Origin of the sequence: Zooshikella ganghwensis DSM 15267, assembly GCF_000428585.1 — a bacterium.
In the GTDB taxonomy this organism is placed as follows: domain Bacteria; phylum Pseudomonadota; class Gammaproteobacteria; order Pseudomonadales; family Zooshikellaceae; genus Zooshikella; species Zooshikella ganghwensis.
Genome location: NZ_AUAF01000052.1, coordinates 1 through 18,787 on the forward strand (window position 1 = coordinate 1; position 18,787 = coordinate 18,787).

The window sequence follows — 18,787 nt, forward strand, 5'->3', positions numbered from 1 at the left end:
CGGGTTTGGAAGTATTTTAAAAAACAAGTGCTCTACAACAAATACTACAAAACCGTTTGTGAATTTAGAAAAGCAGCGATTGATTTTTTTAGCAAAATCGATCAGCACGCCTATGCGTTAAAGTCACTACTCGGTGGTGGTTTCGAGAATATTTGCACCTAAAACTCAAACGCTTTAGGTATAGTTACACAATATTGCTCATGATGTTTTATTTATGCTTTACGTTTATTCGACTCCAATTTACTGTAAGAGCATAAGGTTATAACAAGGGCTTATGAATTGTGTCTTTGAACAGCCTTAGGCGTTATTTTCTTCGATTGCTGATGACATCTTTAAAAACATGTTGCTATGAGTATAAACTGAGTTGGCCATATATCCATTATAATAGCAGCGGCATGGATCACTCGCTTAGCCGTGACAGTCTGCGCTCCTAAAGCACTTTAATAATAGATATACTGAAACTTGAGCAGAGAACCAAGCGTAGTAAGCTGTACAATAAATATTGATGATTTTCGTAGTAAATAAGAGGAACACTGCGAGTGACCCCTGAGCGTTATAAACGATATAAGGCGACCTTGGATCGTCGACAGCCAGATTTGACGGTGATTACTGATAGGGTACATAAACCCCATAATTTGGCTGCGATCGTAAGAACCTGTGATGCTGTAGGCATAGGCGAGTTTCATTACACTGTTCCTCGTGCGGGGTATAGAAGCTTACCTGGAACAGCGATGGGTAGTCAGCAGTGGGTCACTCGACGATCCTATGATACTGTGCAGGAAGGCGTTGACCAGTTGAAGTCTGCTGGTTTTAAGATATTTGCAGCGCACTTTTCGGCACGTGCAGTGAACTTTCGCGCTGTTGATTACACACAGCCTTGCGCAATATTACTTGGAGCTGAAAAGCAAGGGGTCAGTGCATCTGCGGCAGAAGTTGCAGATGAGCATATTATTATTCCCATGCAAGGTATGGTTGCTTCATATAATGTATCTGTTGCTGCCGCTATCATATTAAATGAAGCTCAACGACAACGTGAAAACAAAGGACTTTATAACCAGGTCAGGCTTGAACAAGCAGATTATCATCGGTTGCTTTTTAAGTGGTGTCACCCTTTGGTTGCTGAGTTTTGTGATAAGCACCAACTGCCTTATCCGCCCTTGGATCACGAAGGCATCATTGTTGAGCAGCAAAAGTGGTATAGTCAGGTTAAAGCGAGTTTTAAAATTTAGGTACTGACTAAACTTAAGTTGTTATAAAGTATTTTTACCCTTCACGAATCATTTTTAGGGTTTGTTGTCGGCGTTCTTGAAAATATTGAACACTAAGGATGGTGTGAATGCAGTTTATGCAGGAGTATTTAACTGCCGCCCTTAAAACCCCTTCGTTATGGGTATGGTTATGAGTTTGATATTTGAGGTAATCTATGGCTGATGTATTAAATAACCTGTTAGCACTTTTGCAGCTGGAAAAGATTGAAGAAAATCTGTTCCGAGGCCAAAGTCAGGATTTGGGGTTTCCCCAGGTTTTTGGCGGCCAAGTGATGGGGCAAGCACTTTCTGCGGCAAAACAAACAGTTGATGAAAGTCGTAGTGTGCACTCATTTCATAGCTACTTTTTACGACCAGGCGATGTTTCTAAGCCGATTGTTTATGATGTGCATAGTATTCGTGATGGTAAAAGCTTTACTACACGGCGTGTTGCGGCTATTCAGAATGGAAAACCCATTCTTTACATGTCAGCCTCATTCCAGCGCAAAGAGGATGGATTTGATCATCAAGATAATATGCCAGAGGTTCCTGGTCCTGAAGGGTTAATGTCCGAGTTGGAGATGGCGCGCAAATTTAAGCACTTAATACCTGAATCTTTACGAGAAAAGTTAACTTGTGATAAGCCTATTGAAATACGACCAGTTAATCCGGTTAATCCTCTTGCACCAGAAAAGCGAGATCCTGTTAATTATGTGTGGTTCAAGGCAACAGGTAAAATGCCAGATGATCTTCGCGTGCATAAATATTTATTAGCTTATGCATCAGATTTTTATTTTTTAATTACGGCACTGTTGCCGCATAAGGTTTCTCTTTGGCAGAAAAATCTACAAGTTGCAACAATAGATCATGCAATGTGGTTTCATCGAGACTTCCGTATGGATGACTGGTTGCTCTATGCTGTTGATAGTCCATCAGCATCTGGGGCTAGAGGGTTAGTACGTGGACAGTTTTTTAACCGACAGGGACAGCTGGTCGCATCAACTATGCAAGAAGGTTTAATTAGGCTACACGAAAAATAATATGTTGTTGCTGAGTGCAACAGGGTTGTTGCACTCACTGGGTTTTTACGCTTCGGTTGACTTGTCCTGAACAGGCTGACGATGAAACCGTTTTGGGTTAATGGCCATGACCAGGCCTCCGCAGACAATTAGAGCGGCCCCAATGATAATAAAGGCATCTGGTATATCCCCCCATATGAGATACCCAAGAATAACCCCCCAGACGACAACTGAATATTGAAAGGCGCCGACCATAGGGGCTGGAATATATTTTAGTGCAGCAAAAATAGGCATTTGGGCGAGGCCATTCAAAAAGCCACATAGTGCAAAAATAAGCCAGTCTTTAGCTGACGGAGGAGTATATCCGTAGTAAAGCATCAGTATGCCAGAGATAATTAAGGGTACTTGGCAGCCATAAAAGAGTGTGGTGCTTTGCTGTTCAGTTTTGCTCATAATTCTTAGCATAATGGTATTGAGCGCAAAACAAAGTGCAGTACCAAGAGCCCCCAGCATGCCGATATTAAAATTACCCATGCCTGGACGAAGGACAACGAGCACGCCACAAAAGCCAATCATAATCGCCATGATCTGCCGTTTATTTAGCTTATCACCTAATATTACTGGGGCTAAAAGTGCCAGCATGATAGGACCTGTCAGAATCAAAGCAAAGCTATCAGCCAATGGCATCATACTAAAGGCGAGCAATGCGCAAAGTCTTAGCCCAAGTAGTACCAGTCCTCGTGTTAACTGCAGGGTAGGGCGTTGTGTTTTGAACAGGCTGTTACTGCCCTTGCGTTGACGTAAGAGAATAAAGCCTATGGGTAACAAGCTGAATAAGAAAGTCAAAAAGCTAATTTGGGCAAAGTGATAGCTGGATGTTAACCATTTTGAGCTGGCATCCATCAAACTGAATAATAAAAAGCCAAGCGCAGCAAGTGAAATGCCATATAACTCCGAAGAACGCTGGGCAAGTGTCATAGTGTTTCCTATCAATGGATGGTTAAAAGTAGTTCAATAACCAACGGCTCAACTCGAGTGAAGAGAGATATTGAGCCAGTATTCTACAATAAGTTTGTATATAACGCACAGCGTGTTTTTTATGAATAAGGTGGAAAGAATGATATTGAAGGCTGATGAATTAGTGAGTTAGCAAACGTTTAGCTTTTTTATAAAGGATGACTTATTTTAAATCCTCTAAGAAAAATACTTGACAGGTATTTGAATAGGATTATAAGTTAGAACCATCTATATCCAAAGTGAAGGATATTTTTTTAAGTAAAACCTTATTTAATTTCCAGAGGATTACTAAGCAAGGAACGCCACACGTCCTAAACTAATAATAAAGCAAGCGAGTAACGAGGTTAGTGGCATGTTCTATAAATGGTTAAAATGGTGTGTACTATGCATACTAGCTGGACTTAGCAGTATCTCTACGGCTGATATTGACCCTAACTATAAAGTTATTTTACTTACAGAAAACTTCCCTCCCTATAATATGAGCGTTAATGATAAAAACTTCGCTCGTGATAATAACATTGATGGTATTTCAGCTGATATAGTCAGGGAAATGTTTAAACGAGCGGGAATACGATACTCGCTGACATTGCGCTTTCCCTGGGATCGGATTTTTAATTTGACGCGAGAAAAAAGTAACTATGGACTGTTTTCAACCGTTCGCAATGCTGACCGAGAAAAAATGTTTAAGTGGGTTGGTCCTATCGCCCAATTTGACTCTGTTTTTCTTGCTAAGGATTCAAGTTCGATAGTCATTACCACACTGGAAGATGCGAAAAAGTACCGTGTTGGTGGTTATGAAGGTGATGCGACAGCAAATTTTTTACAAAAGAGAGGTTTTGAACTGATTTTATCGTTAAAAGATAACCAAAATGCTAAAAAGTTAGATCAAGGTAAAATTGATTTGTGGGCTACAGGAGACCCACCAGGACGCTACTTAGCACAACAAGAAGGTATTCGAAACTTGAAGAAAGTTTATACCTTTAATACTTCAGATCTATATTTAGCGCTCAATCCAGAAGTACCTGATGAAGTGACTAAAAAGCTACAAAGTGCTTTAGAAGAAATGCGAAAAGAAGGGTTTATTGAAGAAACAATCAATAGTTATTTATAATTTTACATAGTAAGCACTGCGGTCAATATATTTAGTTTTTGATGCTTAAACGGTTGATTTATTGTGAAATAAATACTCAAAATGGTTTGCGCTGCTAATCTAAAATTGACTATTTATTACTCTTGTCATCATACTTATTTATATATTAAGAATGAGTTATTTTTAGTGAATACTAAATATTCTTTAAGGGAATCGCTAAAAACAGTGATTTTTTTAAGAGCAAGAAGCGCTGTGTGGAGGACCTCAGTATATAAGGAATACATGATAATCTGAGTACAGTCCTGACACAGCTATCTCGAAAAACTGCATTTTTTAGAGGTCCATTAAGTATGATGTGTTATGTGGTAGGGAATAATACTACCTGTTTTAATAAGGTAACTTTGAATGAGCCGCAATAATTGGCTATTTGCCAGCATACTTATGCTACTAAGTGGTATTTCACTTAACTTGTCTGCTTTTGAGTTAAAACTACTTACCGAAAACAGTCCTCCCTTTAATATGAGTGCAAGTGGAGGAAACTTTGCTCGGGGAGATCAGGTTACAGGTATTGCTACTAAAGTTGTTCGTGAAGTTTGCAATAAAGCGAGTATATCCTGCGAGATTACCTTACGTTTCCCCTGGAATCGCATTTATGAGCAAACATTAGAGCGTTCTGACTATGGTATTTTCTCTATGGCCAGGACCCCTGAACGGGCAAGTTTATTTCAATGGGTTGGGCCAATTGTTAAGAACAAGTGGGTTTTTTTGGCTAAAGCAGATAGCAGTATTACCATCAATAAGCTTGATGATGCAAAGAACTATATTGTTGGTGCATACAAAGGTGATGCAAAAGAGAAGTTTTTGACAGATCGTGGATTCAACTTGCAAACATCACTGAAGGATGATCGACTTGCCAAAAAGCTGGAAGAAGGAAAGATTGATTTATGGGCTGTGAGTTCATTATCTGGCCAGATGTTAGCAAAAGAGCTTGGAATCACAGTTAAACAGGTTTTTGTATTTGGGGAAATTGATTTATTTATTGGACTCAATAAGGAAATCCCGGCAGATGTAGTTGGTAAAATGCAAAAAGCAGTGGATGAATTAAATAAATCGGGACGTATTCAAGAAATTCAGAATAGTTATTTTAGATAGAGTTTCTGACAAATGTGCAGGATTTAGGATACTGTTTATGCATAATGATATGGATATCATGCAGTAGAGCAATGCCGGAGCAATTGCCGAGGAGCATTTAATCAGCTATCCCAGCTACTTATTAATATAACCGCTAAGTAGGTATTTTTAGAGGTTCCCCTATGAGAATACTGTTTGTGATCCTGTTATGGGGGGCACAAAGTCTATGGGCAAGTAAACTGGTTGACGTAGCAGTTGTGGGGCCAAGGAGTGGACCTGTTACAGAGTATGGAGATATGCAGTTTACTGGCGCTCGTTATTCAGCCGATGATATTAATCATTCTGCTAAACAAACTGTCCAACTTAATTTAATTGCATTTGATGATGCCTGTGATCCTCAGCAGGCAATAGAGGTGGCAAAGAAAATTGTTCAAAGCAATATTCATTATGTAATTGGTCATCTTTGCTCAAGCGCAACACAAGTCGCAGCTCCAATTTATGAAGCAAATAATGTATTGATGATAACCCCTGCTTCAACGAGTCCTACGATTACTCAGCAAGGCTATCGTCTGGTATTTCGTACTATTGGACTTGACTCAAAACAAGGCTCATTAGCCGCAGAATATATTAAGCGTCATAACCCTAAAAGCCTGGCCATTATCCATGATCAACAGCAGTATGGTAAAGGTGTGGCGGAGGCGGTCAAAACGACGCTCATGCAGAGTAGTTTTCCCATTAAATTGATGTTGGAGATCGATGTTGGCCGGATGAGTTTTAAACAGGAAGTTGAAATGCTGAAAGCGCAAGGGATCGATTTTATCTATTACGGTGGCTATTACCCTGAATTAGCGCACTTGCTTCGTCAGAGTAAGCGCCAGGGGCTTTCTATCGAGGCTATGGGACCTGAAGCAATTGCCAGTCAGGATATCATGCCGCTGTCCGCTAACGCTGCAGATGGTTTACTTGTAACATTGCCTCCTGCATTTTCAACTTGGCCCGAAGCTAAGCAGATAGTTGAACGTTTACAGCAAAAACAGTTGGATGAGGGGAGTCCTTTTATCTACACGAGTTATGCGGCTATTCAGGTGTTAGCACAGGCAATATCTGTATCTGAATCCTCATTCCCCGTTGATATTGCCACTACTTTACGACAGAAGTCGTTTGATACACTGATAGGACCATTATCATTTAATGATGCAGGAGATTTGAACCACTTTAAGTTTGAGGTTTTCAGAATGGATGCTGATGGAAAAATGAGCAAAGTGTTTCCACCATAGTGCCTACCCAGGTTACACGTCAAATGTAATAGTTTGAGTGCAATAAATAACTGCAATAGGGTGAGGAAAAGAAGGTCAGCACTGATCTTGACTCAAACTACCTATTACCTGACTCACTGAAAGATCTGCACTGACAAGAGGATCAAACAAGCATGCCAATTAGCCGCATGGGACGTTTTCTATTCTATATGCTTTTCTGCTTTGATCTATCCGCAAAACTACGCAAATTAACTCAGTAGTTTTTCTTAAGTAAAAATACTTATCTGTTGGTTTGTTGGACAATTTAGACTGTAAACTATAGTTGCAGATTATATTCCTCATGTTATAACTTTGCGAATACTTTGATGCAATTTTAATTGCATAAGGCACACTTTATACCCAAAGTGAAGGGTATTGTGATATGCAAGGGATAGTAATAAGTAAGGGAAAGTGAGAACAACGGTATGCCTGATTATGGAATTTGCTCGTTAAAACTTAAAATCATTCTATTAGCAATTATTCCATTAGTGGTTGTTATCACTGTAATATCATTAATGTTTTTTCTTGGTTCAATTGATTTGGCAAAGGAACAGCGTCGAATAATAAAAGAAAATATCATGGCTGAAAAAAAGTATGAACTGCAAAGTTACGTCAATATAGCCATGTATTCCATTAATCATATTATCAATGTTAATGAAGATAAAGAAGAAGCTAAAGAGCATGTGAAGACTCTACTGAATAATATGCGGTTTGATAGTGATGGTTACTTTTTTGTCTATACGATGGATGGGACAAATATTCTTCACCCTATGTTGCCGGAAATTCAGGGGAAAAATGTATGGCATGTAAAAGATAAAAATGGCAAACAAGTAATTAAAGAACTTACGGCAATTGCAAAAAATGGAGGTGGATTTTTTCAGTATTGTTGGAATAAACCATCTGTCAATAAAGATATGCCTAAAATTGGGTATGTTGTTTCCCTTCCAGAATGGGGGTGGATGGTAGGTTCTGGTATTTACATTGATGATATTGATGAAGAAATAAAGAACTTTAATGATCAAGTGACTAATAGCTTTAATAATACCTTTGTGCGAGTAATGATTGTTACCATTATTAGTATATCGATGATTATTTTGTTTATTTTATCTATTAATATCAGTGAGAAAAAATTAGCGGATAAAAAGCTCAAAGAATTGACACAACGAATTGTTGATTTGCAGGAGGCTGAGCGAGCGAGGGTAGCAAGAGAACTTCATGATGGAATAAACCAGTTATTAGTTTGTATTAAGTACTCGCTAGAGGCTGCAAAAGAACATGTTAATAAGAAAAGTGCAGCGGAACAAGAGCTACAATGTGGCATTCAGCGTTTGGATGAGGCGATTCAGGAAATAAGGCGTATTTCTAGAGATTTAAGACCTAGCCTATTAGACCACTTAGGTTTATTCCCTGCATTAGAAGCCTTATGCCGTGACTTTTCGCGTCGTACAAATATTGATGTGCGCTATATTGCTGTGGATAACTTGAGGTTGGCAAGTGAGGTGGAAACAACCCTTTATAGAATTGCTCAAGAAGCGTTAACCAATGTTGAACGTCACGCTAATGCAACGCAGGTAAGGCTTTGGTTTAAAGTGAATAAGCTTGCGTTGATGATGTATATTGAGGACAATGGACAGGGTATTTTGTCAAGCCATCAGAGTAATGGCACAGCAATTACTGATGTGTATAGAGGGGTAGGGTTAAGAAATATGCGTGAGCGCATAGGCTATCATGGAGGAGAAATGCTCATTGATACCAAAACGCACAATGGTACAAAAATAACGATCAAACTACCTCTGCTTTCCATTCAAGAAGCTGCTTAGTCATGATGGATCAGCATATTAGAATATTATTAGTCGATGATCATGTACTTGTTCAAGAAGGTATTAGAGCACGTTTATCACAGCAGTCTAATTTAGATGTCGTTGCTGTTGCAAGTGATGGTGAAAGTGCTCTGCAGAAAATAGAAAATATAGCAATTGATGTTGTGTTAATGGATATCAGTATGCCTGGGATGAATGGTATACAGGTTTTACAGTATATTAAGGCCAGGTATCCTGATTTAGTTGTTTTGATTTTGACCATGCATGACAATCGAGAGTATTTGCTAAGTGCGTTACGTTCAGGAGCTTCTGGCTATGTACTTAAAGATGTTTCAGCCACAGAATTGATTAATGCTATAGAAGTAGTGTTTCATGGAGGCACATATTTAAGCCGTTCTGTTTCCCAGACACTGTTAGACACTCAGCCTGGAACAACAGCATCAAATACACCTCTTACGCCCAGGGAACAAATGGTACTTACCTTACTTGCAGAAGGGGAATGTAGTAAACATATTGCTGCGAAGCTACACATCAGTGTACGTACAGTTGAAACCCATCGACAGAAAATAAAACGTAAGCTTGGTATTAATAGCACAGCAGAGTTAACACGTTATGCAATAGAGCATAATTTGTAAGTTATACCCTTCGCTGTGGGTATACTGCTATGGTTTTATTAGTTATTGGGGTTTTATAAGTTACTGGGGTTTACGGGACTCTACTTGCATATTTTCTGCTGCTTTAATTAAGTTATGTTCTGTTTGGTGTTCATGGCTTATGGCGAAGCCCGAAGAGCATGTGACCTTTCTTTTTGTCTTTTCAATCTCAAACGGCTCAGTAAAGGCGTTATGGATTCTCTTACAACACTGCTCTGCCTGTTCATGGTCTGCATCTTCAACAATGATAATGAATTCATCACTAGAGAAACGGCCAACCGTATCTTTGGGTCGAGTGTTAGTCAACAACCGTTCTGTAACCTGTTTTAATAGCGCATCCCCTGCGGTATGTCCAAACTGCTCATTTATGTCTTTAAAGTTATCAATATCGATGATAATGAGTGCAAAACTGTAACTGTCAGATAACATACTGCGTGCAAAGCAGCGTTTTAACTGATCCAAGAAACTATATCGTTTGAGTAATCCAGTTAAGGCATCATGGGCTTCCATATACTGTAGCTGGTCAATAATAAGTTGCCGGCTAAGAAGTGTACCAGTCCATTCAGCGAGGATTTTTAGAAAGCTGATATCAATACTTGTATAAGGAACGGCACGCGGTGTATTACTGAATAAACACAACACGCCATGAACTTTTTCTTGAACAGTGATTCGACAACCCATGTAAGATTTGGTCGCTTGCTCTAATTGTGTTTCACTAAAATGTTCACTTAATTGTTGATAGGTAAAGTGAATTGGATTGGGGCTATTAATAGCGAGATAATTAAGTTTTTCTAGAATCGGTAGGTTAATTTGTGGTTTTTGTTCTATTGTAAAATGCTGAAAATCCACTGCAAAATGATCGTTAATTAAACGGTAGACGAAACAAAACTGTTCTCCGAAAAGTTCGCAGCTAGCTTCTAACATTTTATGTATTTGGTTGGAAGTTGAGTACTCCTTTTGAGATGTAAATGAAAAAATATGCTCCATACTTTTGAGTTTTTGCAGAACAGGATGGTGCCAGGCATGAGCGATACCTTGGGCTGTATAACGAGATATGCATACTTTGAGTGAAGTTACAATACTTGCTAAAGGGAGGTTTGCTACATCCAGAAAATCATACATTCCTTCATGGATTAACTCGTCGAACGGTATTTCAGTGCTAAGGTCTCCTGCTAGCAGTATAGGAAGCTGTGAATGCTGATAATTAAACTCAAGAACTGTTGTTGAACCAATATTAATATCAATAATGGCTGCATCTATTTCAGCAGAAGCAATTGTTTGTTCCGCATCATTTAATGAGCTAGCGGCAATTAATATAACCTCTTCCTGAAGTTTCTTGCTGTTTTTTAACAAGTTATTCAGTGCTTTATTGTTACTTGCTACAACTACGACGTTGTAAGGTCTATGGCTCAAGATAGTATTACCCTTTTTGATTTAATTGTTGATAAACAATTATTATTCCTATGGTTATTTAATTTCTATAAATTAATACCTCTTAAGTGTAGCAGTTGGTATACATTTAGTGACGCTTTCACTGCATCAGGGTTACCAATCTTTTGGTTCATGAGGAGTATTGTTTAGTAAGTCTGATATTTTTTGTAATGCTTGTATAAGCTGCTGATCCTCGTTGATATGACTAATGGACACTCGAATTGCCTGGGGAATAGGCGCATTACCTACAGCAAATGATGAACTGGGTGCTATATCAATACGCTGTTGTGCTAATGCCATATGCAGTTCTTGAGCTTGCCAGGTTGGTGGGAGAGGTAACCATATATGGTAGCTTTGTGGGTGAGAGATAGGATTAAATGACTTCAAAAGGTTTTCTGCTATGTTGTGGCGTCGTGCTAATGTTGCTCGCTGTAAATTAATGAGCTTATTGGTACTATCATCCTGCAACCAGCGACAAGCAATTTCATGGGTTATGGGTGGGGTTAGCCAGCAATTGGCTCGAAGGCTTCTAGCAATCAACGATAATGTACTTTGTGGAGAAATAATCCAGCCACTACGCAGGCCGCCAGCCAATAACTTAGAAAAACTACCAATATAATAAACTCGCTCAGGCGCATATTGATAAAGTGCAGGCGGACGAGGTTGCTGCAAAATCCCCTGTACATCATCTTCTATAATCCATACGTTGTATTGATTGGCTATATCGATAATATGTTGTCTACGCTCAGCGGGAGTTGTTCGTGTCGTAGGGTTATGTAATGTTGGGTTTAAATAGATGGCTCGGGGTTGGTACTTTTTACATAAAGCGTCAAAATGATCAGGCATTATGCCTTGTTCATCTAGTTGAACACCCAGTAACTGTAGTCGATGCTGACGCGCAGTAGCGATAAATCCAGGATAACTGAGCTGTTCGCACAGAACAGTATCTCCTGGCTTACAAATGCTCATAATAACGGTATTGACTCCGTGTTGACCGCCATTTGTTAATAACAGCTGATCAGCGCTAACCGTAAAATTAAATTGTTTTAGCCAGTTAGCGATTATTTCTCGTTGATGTGGCATGCCTTGTTCAGAGTAATACCCCATAAGTGATGCTAAAAACTGAGGTTGCTGACTCATTTGCTTCAGCGTTTGGCTAAGTAACACATGTTGCTCAGTAAGCGGGGCTATACCCAGGCTCAAGTCTGAACGGTTTTCTGTAATATGCTGCTGAATCTGGAAGTTTGCATCAGGCTGTTGTTGGCGAACAAATGTACCTCGACCGACATGGCCATACACATAGCCTTGATCTTCTAACCGTTTATAAGCACGAGACACAGTGCCTACCGTGACATTTAAATGGTCTGCTAGCAGCCTTTGCGGAGGGAGTTGGTGTTCTTGTGTATATGAGAATGTTTTTATTTGCTCAGCATAAGCCTTTGCAATGCGCTGATAGCAAGGGCCTGTCTGCTCGTTTATATGTTCGGGTGTAATCCAGAGAATTGTCATGGTGTCAATATTTTTATTGAAGTTAGTTATTAGCTGATTAATATTAACAATGTTTTATCTTTGTATCGATATTTGCGGGTTTAATTTTAAATTGTATCGATACAACTTGCTGAGGAAAAATTGTTATGGAAATGAAGTTTTTGGCTAATAGTTATGCTCAAACCCATGCCACGAGCATAATTGAAAGTGGTGAAGGGTGGTTTCGATGTCAGGAAACTATTTTTTATCCTCAGGGAGGAGGACAACCAGGGGATACCGGCAAAGTAATCACTGAAGATGGCTCTGAGTTAACGATTGTGAATACCTTAAAAGGAAAGGGTGTAGGTCAGGTTGTACACTATTTAAAGGATGAGTCATGCGTTGTCCCTGTTGGACAACAGGTTAACTTAATGCTTGATTGGCAGCGTCGCTACCAGTTTATGCAGCTGCACACCGCACTTCATGTACTTTCTGCAGTATTACCTTTTCCTGTGACAGGCTGCCAAATTAATGAAACATCGGCTCGGATGGATTTGGCGTGTCCTGAGTTACCGTTGACAAAAGAAGAAATTACAACCCAGCTAAACGACTATTGTTGTGCTAATCATGCTGTTTTTGTAGAACAATTGTCAGAAGAATTACTGCAAAAGCAGCCGGAATTGGTTAAAACCATGTCAGTAAAACCACCTCAAGGGGTGGGTAATATTCGTATGATTCGCATTGATGCTCTTGATTATCAACCCTGTGGAGGAACTCATGTGGCGAGTACAGGTGAAATACCTGCACTTGTTATTTCTAATATTAAATCAAAGGGCAAACAAAATAGGCGTGTGACGATTTGTTTTGCAAAAGAACCGATGCTGTTAAATTAGTACTGCAAGTAATATAACGAGATTTGAAGATAAATACAGCTTGCTGCTACAGCTATATTTATAGGGATGCATACTTTGCAAATCAAACCCAGTTAAGCGGGATTGTGTGAAGAGAAAGGAGAAGTCATCATACTAAACAGGCTCCTCTCTCTAATTCGATTTTTATACCTTTGACTTTAGGTATATTAAAGCGCTAAATCAGGCTCTGCACGACAAATACTGTCAAGCCAAAGTGATGCCATTAGGTTGTCACTGCTGAGCCAATTTGCAGTTTGGGTTTCTTCTGCGCTTGCTTGGTTGAACTCTGGGAGAAAATGGTCAAGTTCTCCGGTGACGCTTTGTTTTTTATCACCATTTAGACAAAGCATATGTCGTGAAGATTGAGTTTGCTCACCAGTTGAGTGAGCAAAAAACTCTTGTAATGCCAGTGAAGAAAATAACTGAGATGCAATAAATGTCATCATGAACTCCCTTTGTGATGAAACGGTATCTCTTACCGAGTGACGAGCACATTTTTACTCTTTTTATGTGTTCTACCTGCTTTCTTACATCAACACATTGTGTAGTAGCTATAAGCAGGACTTTAAGACACGTGATGCTTTTAGCAAAATGATGCACTGGGAGTAACTAATGCATTAATGGTGCCGATTAATCATTGAGCCTTGTTATTTACACTTACATCTGTGTAATTAAGGACTTGAATTGGTTTATGGGGCTATGTCAGTGTTCACCATTCAGCTAAAAATGAAGTATATGTGCACTATCAAAGAGCATATGCTTCAATTTGGACATTTTTATTAAGCATCTATCTATTGATGAATATATTTTAAGTGACTCATAAGTTTGTATATATAGCTACTTACAAAGATGTGAAATCAATAGTGCGACATGTAGAGTATATTGGAAAGTAGGGGGTTATAGCCCCGCTACAATCTCTTTACTGAACGTTTTCTCGCAGTACTTGCATTTCAGGTAAATGCTTTCGTGTTTTTTAGTTACTTTAAAGTAGCTGGTAACAGGTTCGTGAAGTGAAATACAGTTTGAATTAGGGCAATCAAATACGCCTTCTAAGGCATTAGGGGTAGACATGGTGAACTTGTCTTTAACCACATAATTATCGATGACATTTATGGTTGCACTAGGCGCAAATAAAGAAAGTTCATTTGCCTCTGATTCTGTAAATAACCGGTTTTCTACTTTAATAAGATCTTTTAAGCCAATTTCCTGGCTTGGCAGGTTAAAGCCGACGGTAATTTTTTCGTTGCCATCAACCAAATGCAATTGTTTTAAAATTTTAATGCCTTGGCCCGCAGGTATATGATCAATAACAGTACCTTTGCGAATGGCCTCAACCAATAATTTATTAGCCATGGTGCTTTTATCCTACAGGTTAAAGGGTTTCGTTTAATACAAGCGCTAACAAAGCCTGACGAGCATAGATGCCATTCTGTGCTTGCTCAAAATAATACGCGTAAGGGGTTTTATCCACATCGACAGTGATTTCATCTACCCGAGGTAGAGGATGAAGTATTTTTAAATTTTTTCTGACATCGCTCAGCATTTCAGCGGTTAAGATGTACTTGGAGGCTATATGTTTATATTCCGTTTCATCAAAACGCTCTTTTTGAACACGTGTCATGTAGACAATATCAACATCATTAATGACTTCTTCAATACTTTGGGATACTTGGTATTTGATGCCTTTTTCATCTAATTCTTCAAGAATGTAGTCAGGCATTGCTAATGCTTCTGGTGAAATAAAAAAGAAGCGACATTTAAATAAGGAGCAGGCTTGCGCAAGAGAATGAACAGTTCGGCCGTATTTTAAATCACCAACGAATGCGATAGTCAACTCCTCTAGCTTTCCCTGGCATTCAAAAATAGTAAATAAATCCAGAAGCGTTTGCGTTGGGTGTTGATTTGCACCATCGCCACCGTTAATAACAGGCACGGTAGAGAACTCGCTGGCTAGCCGTGCGGAACCTTCTCGAGGATGACGAATGACAAAGGCATCAGTGTAGGAAGAAATCACTTTGACAGAGTCTGCGAGTGATTCCCCTTTTTTGGCTAAAGATGTGTTGGCATCATTATCAAAGCCTATGTGTGTACCACCCAGGCGTAAAATCGCTGTTTCAAATGAAAGTCGAGTACGTGTAGAGGCTTCAAAAAAACAGCTGGCAACTACTTTATTTTTGAGTAAAGGTGGGGGGGGCTCACACTTTAATCGTTCAGCTGTGCGAACAATTAACTCCATTTGTTCTTGTGTTAAGTCTGAAATAGATATTATATTTTTCTGAAACAGAGGGTTTGCCATGGCTCACTCGCTTTTTCGGGTCAAAAAAAAGCCCCTATTACGGGGCTTTTTAAATTTCTGAAAATAAATTAAAAAAATAGAGGTTCGGTTGTTTATCTGGTGTTTAAATGGGTGGTATTGCCAGATTACAGCAAGCATTTGGATCAGGAATATAATGTTGAAAGCTATTGGCTTACAGAACCATGAGGTTGGAGTAGAGGTATTGGTATTGTTGGTATTGATAGAGGAATGGGCTAATGCTGTGCCAACAAGGTAATAGTTGTTGGTAGCTGGTATCGTTTGTCTTTGCCCATCAATATTCACAATTACTTTTTCCTCTCCTGTTTGCTATACGACATATTAAATTTTTGCCTGCTACCCTATTAGAGGTATAGTGCAAACTTAGTCAAAAAGGGTGAGTCTCAGCTACTATTGCTGTCATCTATCATGACGTCACCCTACCAATTAACATCCTTCACTGAGAGTATATACCCTTTTTTACAGCAATAAGTGGTGTTGTAAGGACATATCACTAATGTGCCATAATGATGGCTTCCACTCACACAAAATTGCGGGAATTTTACATATTAAAATCAAAAACACAACCCCAATAGCTAGATGATTTTGTTTTAAAAACAAGTTTTATTGTGATCAGGTATCGAAAATACGAGTTTAGGTATTACTAAAAACCACTACGTGAACAGGAGAGCTGCTACTCCCAGTAGAATAAAGAGAGAAGCAGTGGTCCAGCGAATCCATTTAAGTGGTAGCTTATCTGCAGCAAATTGGCCTAACACTACAACAGGTACATTGGCTAGCAACATTCCCATTGTGGTTCCTATGATGACTTGCAGGGTGGCTGAATAGTGGGTTGCCAGTACGATAGTAGCTATTTGTGTTTTATCGCCAATTTCGACAAGAAAAAACAATACGAGTGTGGTTAAAAATGCACCCCACTGATGTGTTTTTGTTGGAGTATCGTCAAGCTTATCAGGTATCAAAACCCAGATACCCATCAGTATAAAACCTGTAGCTGCAATCCACGATAGGTAGTTAGGATTGATCAGGTGATTGAGGTAGTTACCTAAAGCCGCGGCCAGCCCATGGTTGGCAAGTGTAGCGATTGTTATTGCAAGGATAATGGGGACTGGTTTTTTAAAGCGTGTAGCAAGCAATAGCGCCAATAATTGGGTTTTGTCACCGATTTCAGCTAGCGCAACAGAAAGCGTTGAAAAAAGTAATGCACTCATAGTGAACTCTCAGGGCGGGCTTGTTCCAATGACACATACTCCACCCGCCCTTTGCGAAGGAGTCATGTGTCAAAGGTCTTGCCAAAACAGCGGTGGCTGTTGCATTTAGGCCATGATTCATTGAGGAATCAATTATGTTGACCTAAATCCTGAAAGGAAAAACCGTGATGAACGGTTTGCCTTTACAAGCGGCTACTCCCCTAAGACGGAGTTGATTGTACCTCACTAGTAACTTTCTGCAATAGTGGCTTATTTGCAGACCTGTCATGATAATGGTTAACGTTCATTGGAAGTGCTAACAGGCCCTAGTACTCATCGGCTGTTTGGTGCACATATCCTTGCTTTGATGCATTGCCATTACGGTCATAGTTTGGCGCAAAAACACTGACTACTCGTTGTTTTCCTCTAATGTGGATTTTGCCAATTTCTCGACAAGTGATGTCTGGTGCTAAATGGTGAGTGGCTTCTGAAATCAATATTCGGGTGTTGTACTCTTTGTTGAGTCCTTCCAAACGCGCTGCGAGATTTACATCATCACCATGTACCGTATAGTTCAGCCGATCTTTAGCGCCAACGCTTCCTGCAATAACTTCCCCTGAATTAATGCCAATGCGGCAGCGCATAGGATGATTACAAAATAATGTGGTGCTAAGTGCTTGTTGTATTTCTATAGCTGCTGTCAATGCTTGATTTGCATGTTCAGCAGGGGAATTGATATTGAATACAGCTAATACCGCATCACCTTGGAACTGGGTGATGACACCATCATGTTTTTCTAATATACGAGTGATCAGGGAGAAGTATTCATTCAGCATGGTAATGAGCTGCTGAGGAGAGATTTGCTCTGCCAGGGCCGTGAATCCCTCAATATCAATGAAAACAATGGTTGCTTTTTGAATTTTAGGATCTAGCGTGCCATTAGACTGTATGAGTTGTTTGGCAATGTTATGGGGGACATACTGACCAAATAGTCTTCTCAGGTTTTCATGAGATTGTAAAGCATCCAGCATGTTATTAAATGCGTTGGCAAGTAGGTCAAGCTCTTGCAGCGGTTGTTTACTCAGCCTGGGCACTTTGGTTAATGGAACCTGGCCGACTTTAGCAAACATAGTGGTTATATGTCTTATTCTGTTGCCAATGAAGCGTGCACCACCAACAGCAAGTACCATCATTACCAGCAGAATACAACAGCTGGCAATTAGTAAATGAATAAAGGTTTGCTCAATATCGGCATATTGGTCGTAGCTGAAGTAAATACCCACGGTCCATGAAGAGTGGCCGAACCCAGCATAATCGGTGTAAATAAACTCCCATTTATTATCATCCAGTGAAATGCTATGGCCTTTTATTGAAGGGTTTTTTAACCACTTACTGGGTTTTTGGTTGGCATCCCAAATGGCTTTGAGTGGGTGATTATCATTGAGGTTCGCTAAAGTGGGTGCTGGATGCTCAATATTGACAAAACGACCTGGGTGGTAGTCTGGGCTAGATAAAGCTAAAAGTTGTTGCTGACTATTGAGTAAAAAGATAACGGGCCGCATATCTTTTGCGCTTTCTTTGACAATATCACTAAGCTTTTCCAGAGTAACGCCTGTTAACAGTAAACCTGTTTTACCATTGGGTAATGTAATTTTTCGATAAGCTTGAATGATGCTAGCGTGCAAACCTTCAATATAAACCGGGTCAAGCCATTTCACTTGTGTGGTTGTTTCTTGAGCACTTAGTAAGTGGGTGATTAGCGGATTGTCACGCCAATAGTCTTTAAAGACATCTGTCTTGTCTCTTGCATAGTAACGCGCAAAATATTGTTCATCGACATAAGCTATTCCCACAACCTGGGGCGTGGCCGCTAAAGTGCCTTGCAATAACTTATTGAACTGCGGTGAGTCATTGGTGGCTATGTAGCCTGACTCAATCAATGATGCTAGATATTCTAACTGGTTATTAATTGGACGAAGGTGACTGTTCAGCTGGTCTTCAATTGACGTTATCCCTATCTCGGCAATTTGATTAAAAAGCTTTTCGGTGTTTTTTTCAGTACTAAAAAGTCCAAGTGACAAGATACTGATGACAGCAATAAGCAGTATGAGCGAAAAGCCGTAAGTGAGCAGACCTGTCAAAGTGATTTTTTTCATGAACGATTGTTTATAAAGCCAGTTACTTTGATGTTGAATGTGTTGA

Annotated in this window: 16 protein-coding genes and 1 riboswitch; of the genes, 8 read left to right on the forward strand and 8 right to left on the reverse strand. The window is 39.6% G+C overall.

Annotation, left to right across the window (positions count from 1 at the left end):
• Positions 1 to 539: 539 nt before the first annotated feature.
• Positions 540 to 1,229 (forward strand): tRNA (guanosine(18)-2'-O)-methyltransferase TrmH, encoded by a 690-nt coding sequence (trmH, locus tag F607_RS29550; RefSeq protein WP_038291246.1) that lies wholly within the window; start codon positions 540 to 542, stop codon positions 1,227 to 1,229.
• A 194-nt stretch (positions 1,230 to 1,423) separates the two neighbouring features.
• Positions 1,424 to 2,287, forward strand: coding sequence for an acyl-CoA thioesterase II (tesB, locus tag F607_RS0112780; protein WP_027708399.1), 864 nt, complete (start codon positions 1,424 to 1,426; stop codon positions 2,285 to 2,287).
• 45 nt (positions 2,288 to 2,332) lie between these two features.
• Here the strand turns inward: tesB and F607_RS0112785 are convergent, their stop codons facing one another.
• A complete protein-coding gene (locus F607_RS0112785; RefSeq protein WP_027708400.1) occupies positions 2,333 to 3,244 on the reverse strand; it encodes a DMT family transporter in 912 nt (303 codons plus the stop codon).
• A gap of 391 nt (positions 3,245 to 3,635) precedes the next feature.
• Between F607_RS0112785 and F607_RS0112790 the strand changes: the two genes are divergently transcribed.
• The 5 genes from F607_RS0112790 (at position 3,636) to F607_RS0112810 (ending at position 9,254) form a co-directional block, all read left to right on the forward strand.
• Positions 3,636 to 4,394, forward strand: a complete 759-nt coding sequence (locus F607_RS0112790) for a substrate-binding periplasmic protein (protein WP_038291248.1) — start codon at positions 3,636 to 3,638, stop codon at positions 4,392 to 4,394.
• A 384-nt stretch (positions 4,395 to 4,778) separates the two neighbouring features.
• Entirely contained in the window at positions 4,779 to 5,525 is a 747-nt protein-coding gene (locus tag F607_RS0112795; protein WP_027708402.1) for a substrate-binding periplasmic protein, read from the forward strand.
• Positions 5,526 to 5,686: 161 nt separating this feature from the next.
• Positions 5,687 to 6,781 carry an ABC transporter substrate-binding protein gene (locus tag F607_RS0112800; protein ID WP_027708403.1) on the forward strand — a complete coding sequence of 365 codons (1,095 nt, stop codon included), beginning with the start codon at positions 5,687 to 5,689 and terminating at the stop codon, positions 6,779 to 6,781.
• 443 nt (positions 6,782 to 7,224) lie between these two features.
• Complete coding sequence (locus F607_RS0112805) at positions 7,225 to 8,619, forward strand: cache domain-containing protein (RefSeq protein WP_027708404.1); 1,395 nt, start codon at positions 7,225 to 7,227, stop codon at positions 8,617 to 8,619.
• Between the two features lie 2 nt (positions 8,620 to 8,621).
• Positions 8,622 to 9,254: a response regulator gene (locus F607_RS0112810; protein WP_051311444.1), complete on the forward strand. Its 633-nt coding sequence runs from the start codon at positions 8,622 to 8,624 to the stop codon at positions 9,252 to 9,254.
• A 60-nt stretch (positions 9,255 to 9,314) separates the two neighbouring features.
• Here F607_RS0112810 and F607_RS0112815 read toward each other — a convergent pair whose 3' ends face one another.
• Positions 9,315 to 10,685, reverse strand: coding sequence for a sensor domain-containing diguanylate cyclase (locus F607_RS0112815; protein WP_027708406.1), 1,371 nt, complete (start codon positions 10,683 to 10,685; stop codon positions 9,315 to 9,317).
• Between the two features lie 132 nt (positions 10,686 to 10,817).
• Entirely contained in the window at positions 10,818 to 12,212 is a 1,395-nt protein-coding gene (locus F607_RS0112820) for an aminotransferase-like domain-containing protein (RefSeq protein WP_027708407.1), read from the reverse strand.
• A 125-nt stretch (positions 12,213 to 12,337) separates the two neighbouring features.
• Between F607_RS0112820 and F607_RS0112825 the strand changes: the two genes are divergently transcribed.
• The gene (locus F607_RS0112825) at positions 12,338 to 13,063 is read left to right on the forward strand and encodes an alanyl-tRNA editing protein (protein WP_027708408.1); all 726 of its coding nucleotides are present in this window, start codon (positions 12,338 to 12,340) and stop codon (positions 13,061 to 13,063) included.
• Between the two features lie 185 nt (positions 13,064 to 13,248).
• On the opposite strand, the gene F607_RS0112830 is transcribed toward F607_RS0112825, so the two are convergent.
• From F607_RS0112830 to F607_RS32835, 5 genes are all read right to left on the reverse strand, one after another.
• Complete coding sequence (locus tag F607_RS0112830) at positions 13,249 to 13,527, reverse strand: hypothetical protein (RefSeq protein ID WP_157365462.1); 279 nt, start codon at positions 13,525 to 13,527, stop codon at positions 13,249 to 13,251.
• Between the two features lie 451 nt (positions 13,528 to 13,978).
• Positions 13,979 to 14,434, reverse strand: a complete 456-nt coding sequence (pyrI, locus tag F607_RS0112835; protein ID WP_027708410.1) for an aspartate carbamoyltransferase regulatory subunit — start codon at positions 14,432 to 14,434, stop codon at positions 13,979 to 13,981.
• A gap of 19 nt (positions 14,435 to 14,453) precedes the next feature.
• A complete protein-coding gene (pyrB, locus tag F607_RS0112840) occupies positions 14,454 to 15,377 on the reverse strand; it encodes an aspartate carbamoyltransferase (RefSeq protein ID WP_027708411.1) in 924 nt (307 codons plus the stop codon).
• A gap of 671 nt (positions 15,378 to 16,048) precedes the next feature.
• Complete coding sequence (locus F607_RS0112850) at positions 16,049 to 16,606, reverse strand: TMEM165/GDT1 family protein (RefSeq protein ID WP_027708412.1); 558 nt, start codon at positions 16,604 to 16,606, stop codon at positions 16,049 to 16,051.
• A gap of 18 nt (positions 16,607 to 16,624) precedes the next feature.
• Positions 16,625 to 16,819: riboswitch (yybP-ykoY riboswitch) on the reverse strand.
• 92 nt (positions 16,820 to 16,911) lie between these two features.
• On the reverse strand, positions 16,912 to 18,741 hold the full coding sequence (locus tag F607_RS32835) for an adenylate/guanylate cyclase domain-containing protein (RefSeq protein WP_027708413.1): 1,830 nt from the start codon (positions 18,739 to 18,741) through the stop codon (positions 16,912 to 16,914).
• Positions 18,742 to 18,787 lie beyond the last annotated feature (46 nt).

Bases quoted from the DNA above. Each gene is read 5' to 3' on its own strand.
- F607_RS0112825 (WP_027708408.1), top strand. From the start codon at position 12,338: ATGGAAATGAAGTTTTTGGCTAATAGTTATGCTCAAACCCATGCCACG.
- F607_RS0112795 (WP_027708402.1), top strand. From the start codon at position 4,779: ATGAGCCGCAATAATTGGCTATTTGCCAGCATACTTATGCTACTAAGT.
- F607_RS0112800 (WP_027708403.1), top strand. From the start codon at position 5,687: ATGAGAATACTGTTTGTGATCCTGTTATGGGGGGCACAAAGTCTATGG.
- F607_RS0112810 (WP_051311444.1), top strand. From the start codon at position 8,622: ATGATGGATCAGCATATTAGAATATTATTAGTCGATGATCATGTACTT.
- F607_RS32835 (WP_027708413.1), bottom strand. From the start codon at position 18,741: ATGAAAAAAATCACTTTGACAGGTCTGCTCACTTACGGCTTTTCGCTC.
- F607_RS0112785 (WP_027708400.1), bottom strand. From the start codon at position 3,244: ATGACACTTGCCCAGCGTTCTTCGGAGTTATATGGCATTTCACTTGCT.
- F607_RS0112830 (WP_157365462.1), bottom strand. From the start codon at position 13,527: ATGATGACATTTATTGCATCTCAGTTATTTTCTTCACTGGCATTACAA.
- pyrB (WP_027708411.1), bottom strand. From the start codon at position 15,377: ATGGCAAACCCTCTGTTTCAGAAAAATATAATATCTATTTCAGACTTA.
- F607_RS0112820 (WP_027708407.1), bottom strand. From the start codon at position 12,212: ATGACAATTCTCTGGATTACACCCGAACATATAAACGAGCAGACAGGC.
- F607_RS0112805 (WP_027708404.1), top strand. From the start codon at position 7,225: ATGCCTGATTATGGAATTTGCTCGTTAAAACTTAAAATCATTCTATTA.
- F607_RS0112790 (WP_038291248.1), top strand. From the start codon at position 3,636: ATGTTCTATAAATGGTTAAAATGGTGTGTACTATGCATACTAGCTGGA.
- F607_RS0112850 (WP_027708412.1), bottom strand. From the start codon at position 16,606: ATGAGTGCATTACTTTTTTCAACGCTTTCTGTTGCGCTAGCTGAAATC.
- tesB (WP_027708399.1), top strand. From the start codon at position 1,424: ATGGCTGATGTATTAAATAACCTGTTAGCACTTTTGCAGCTGGAAAAG.
- pyrI (WP_027708410.1), bottom strand. From the start codon at position 14,434: ATGGCTAATAAATTATTGGTTGAGGCCATTCGCAAAGGTACTGTTATT.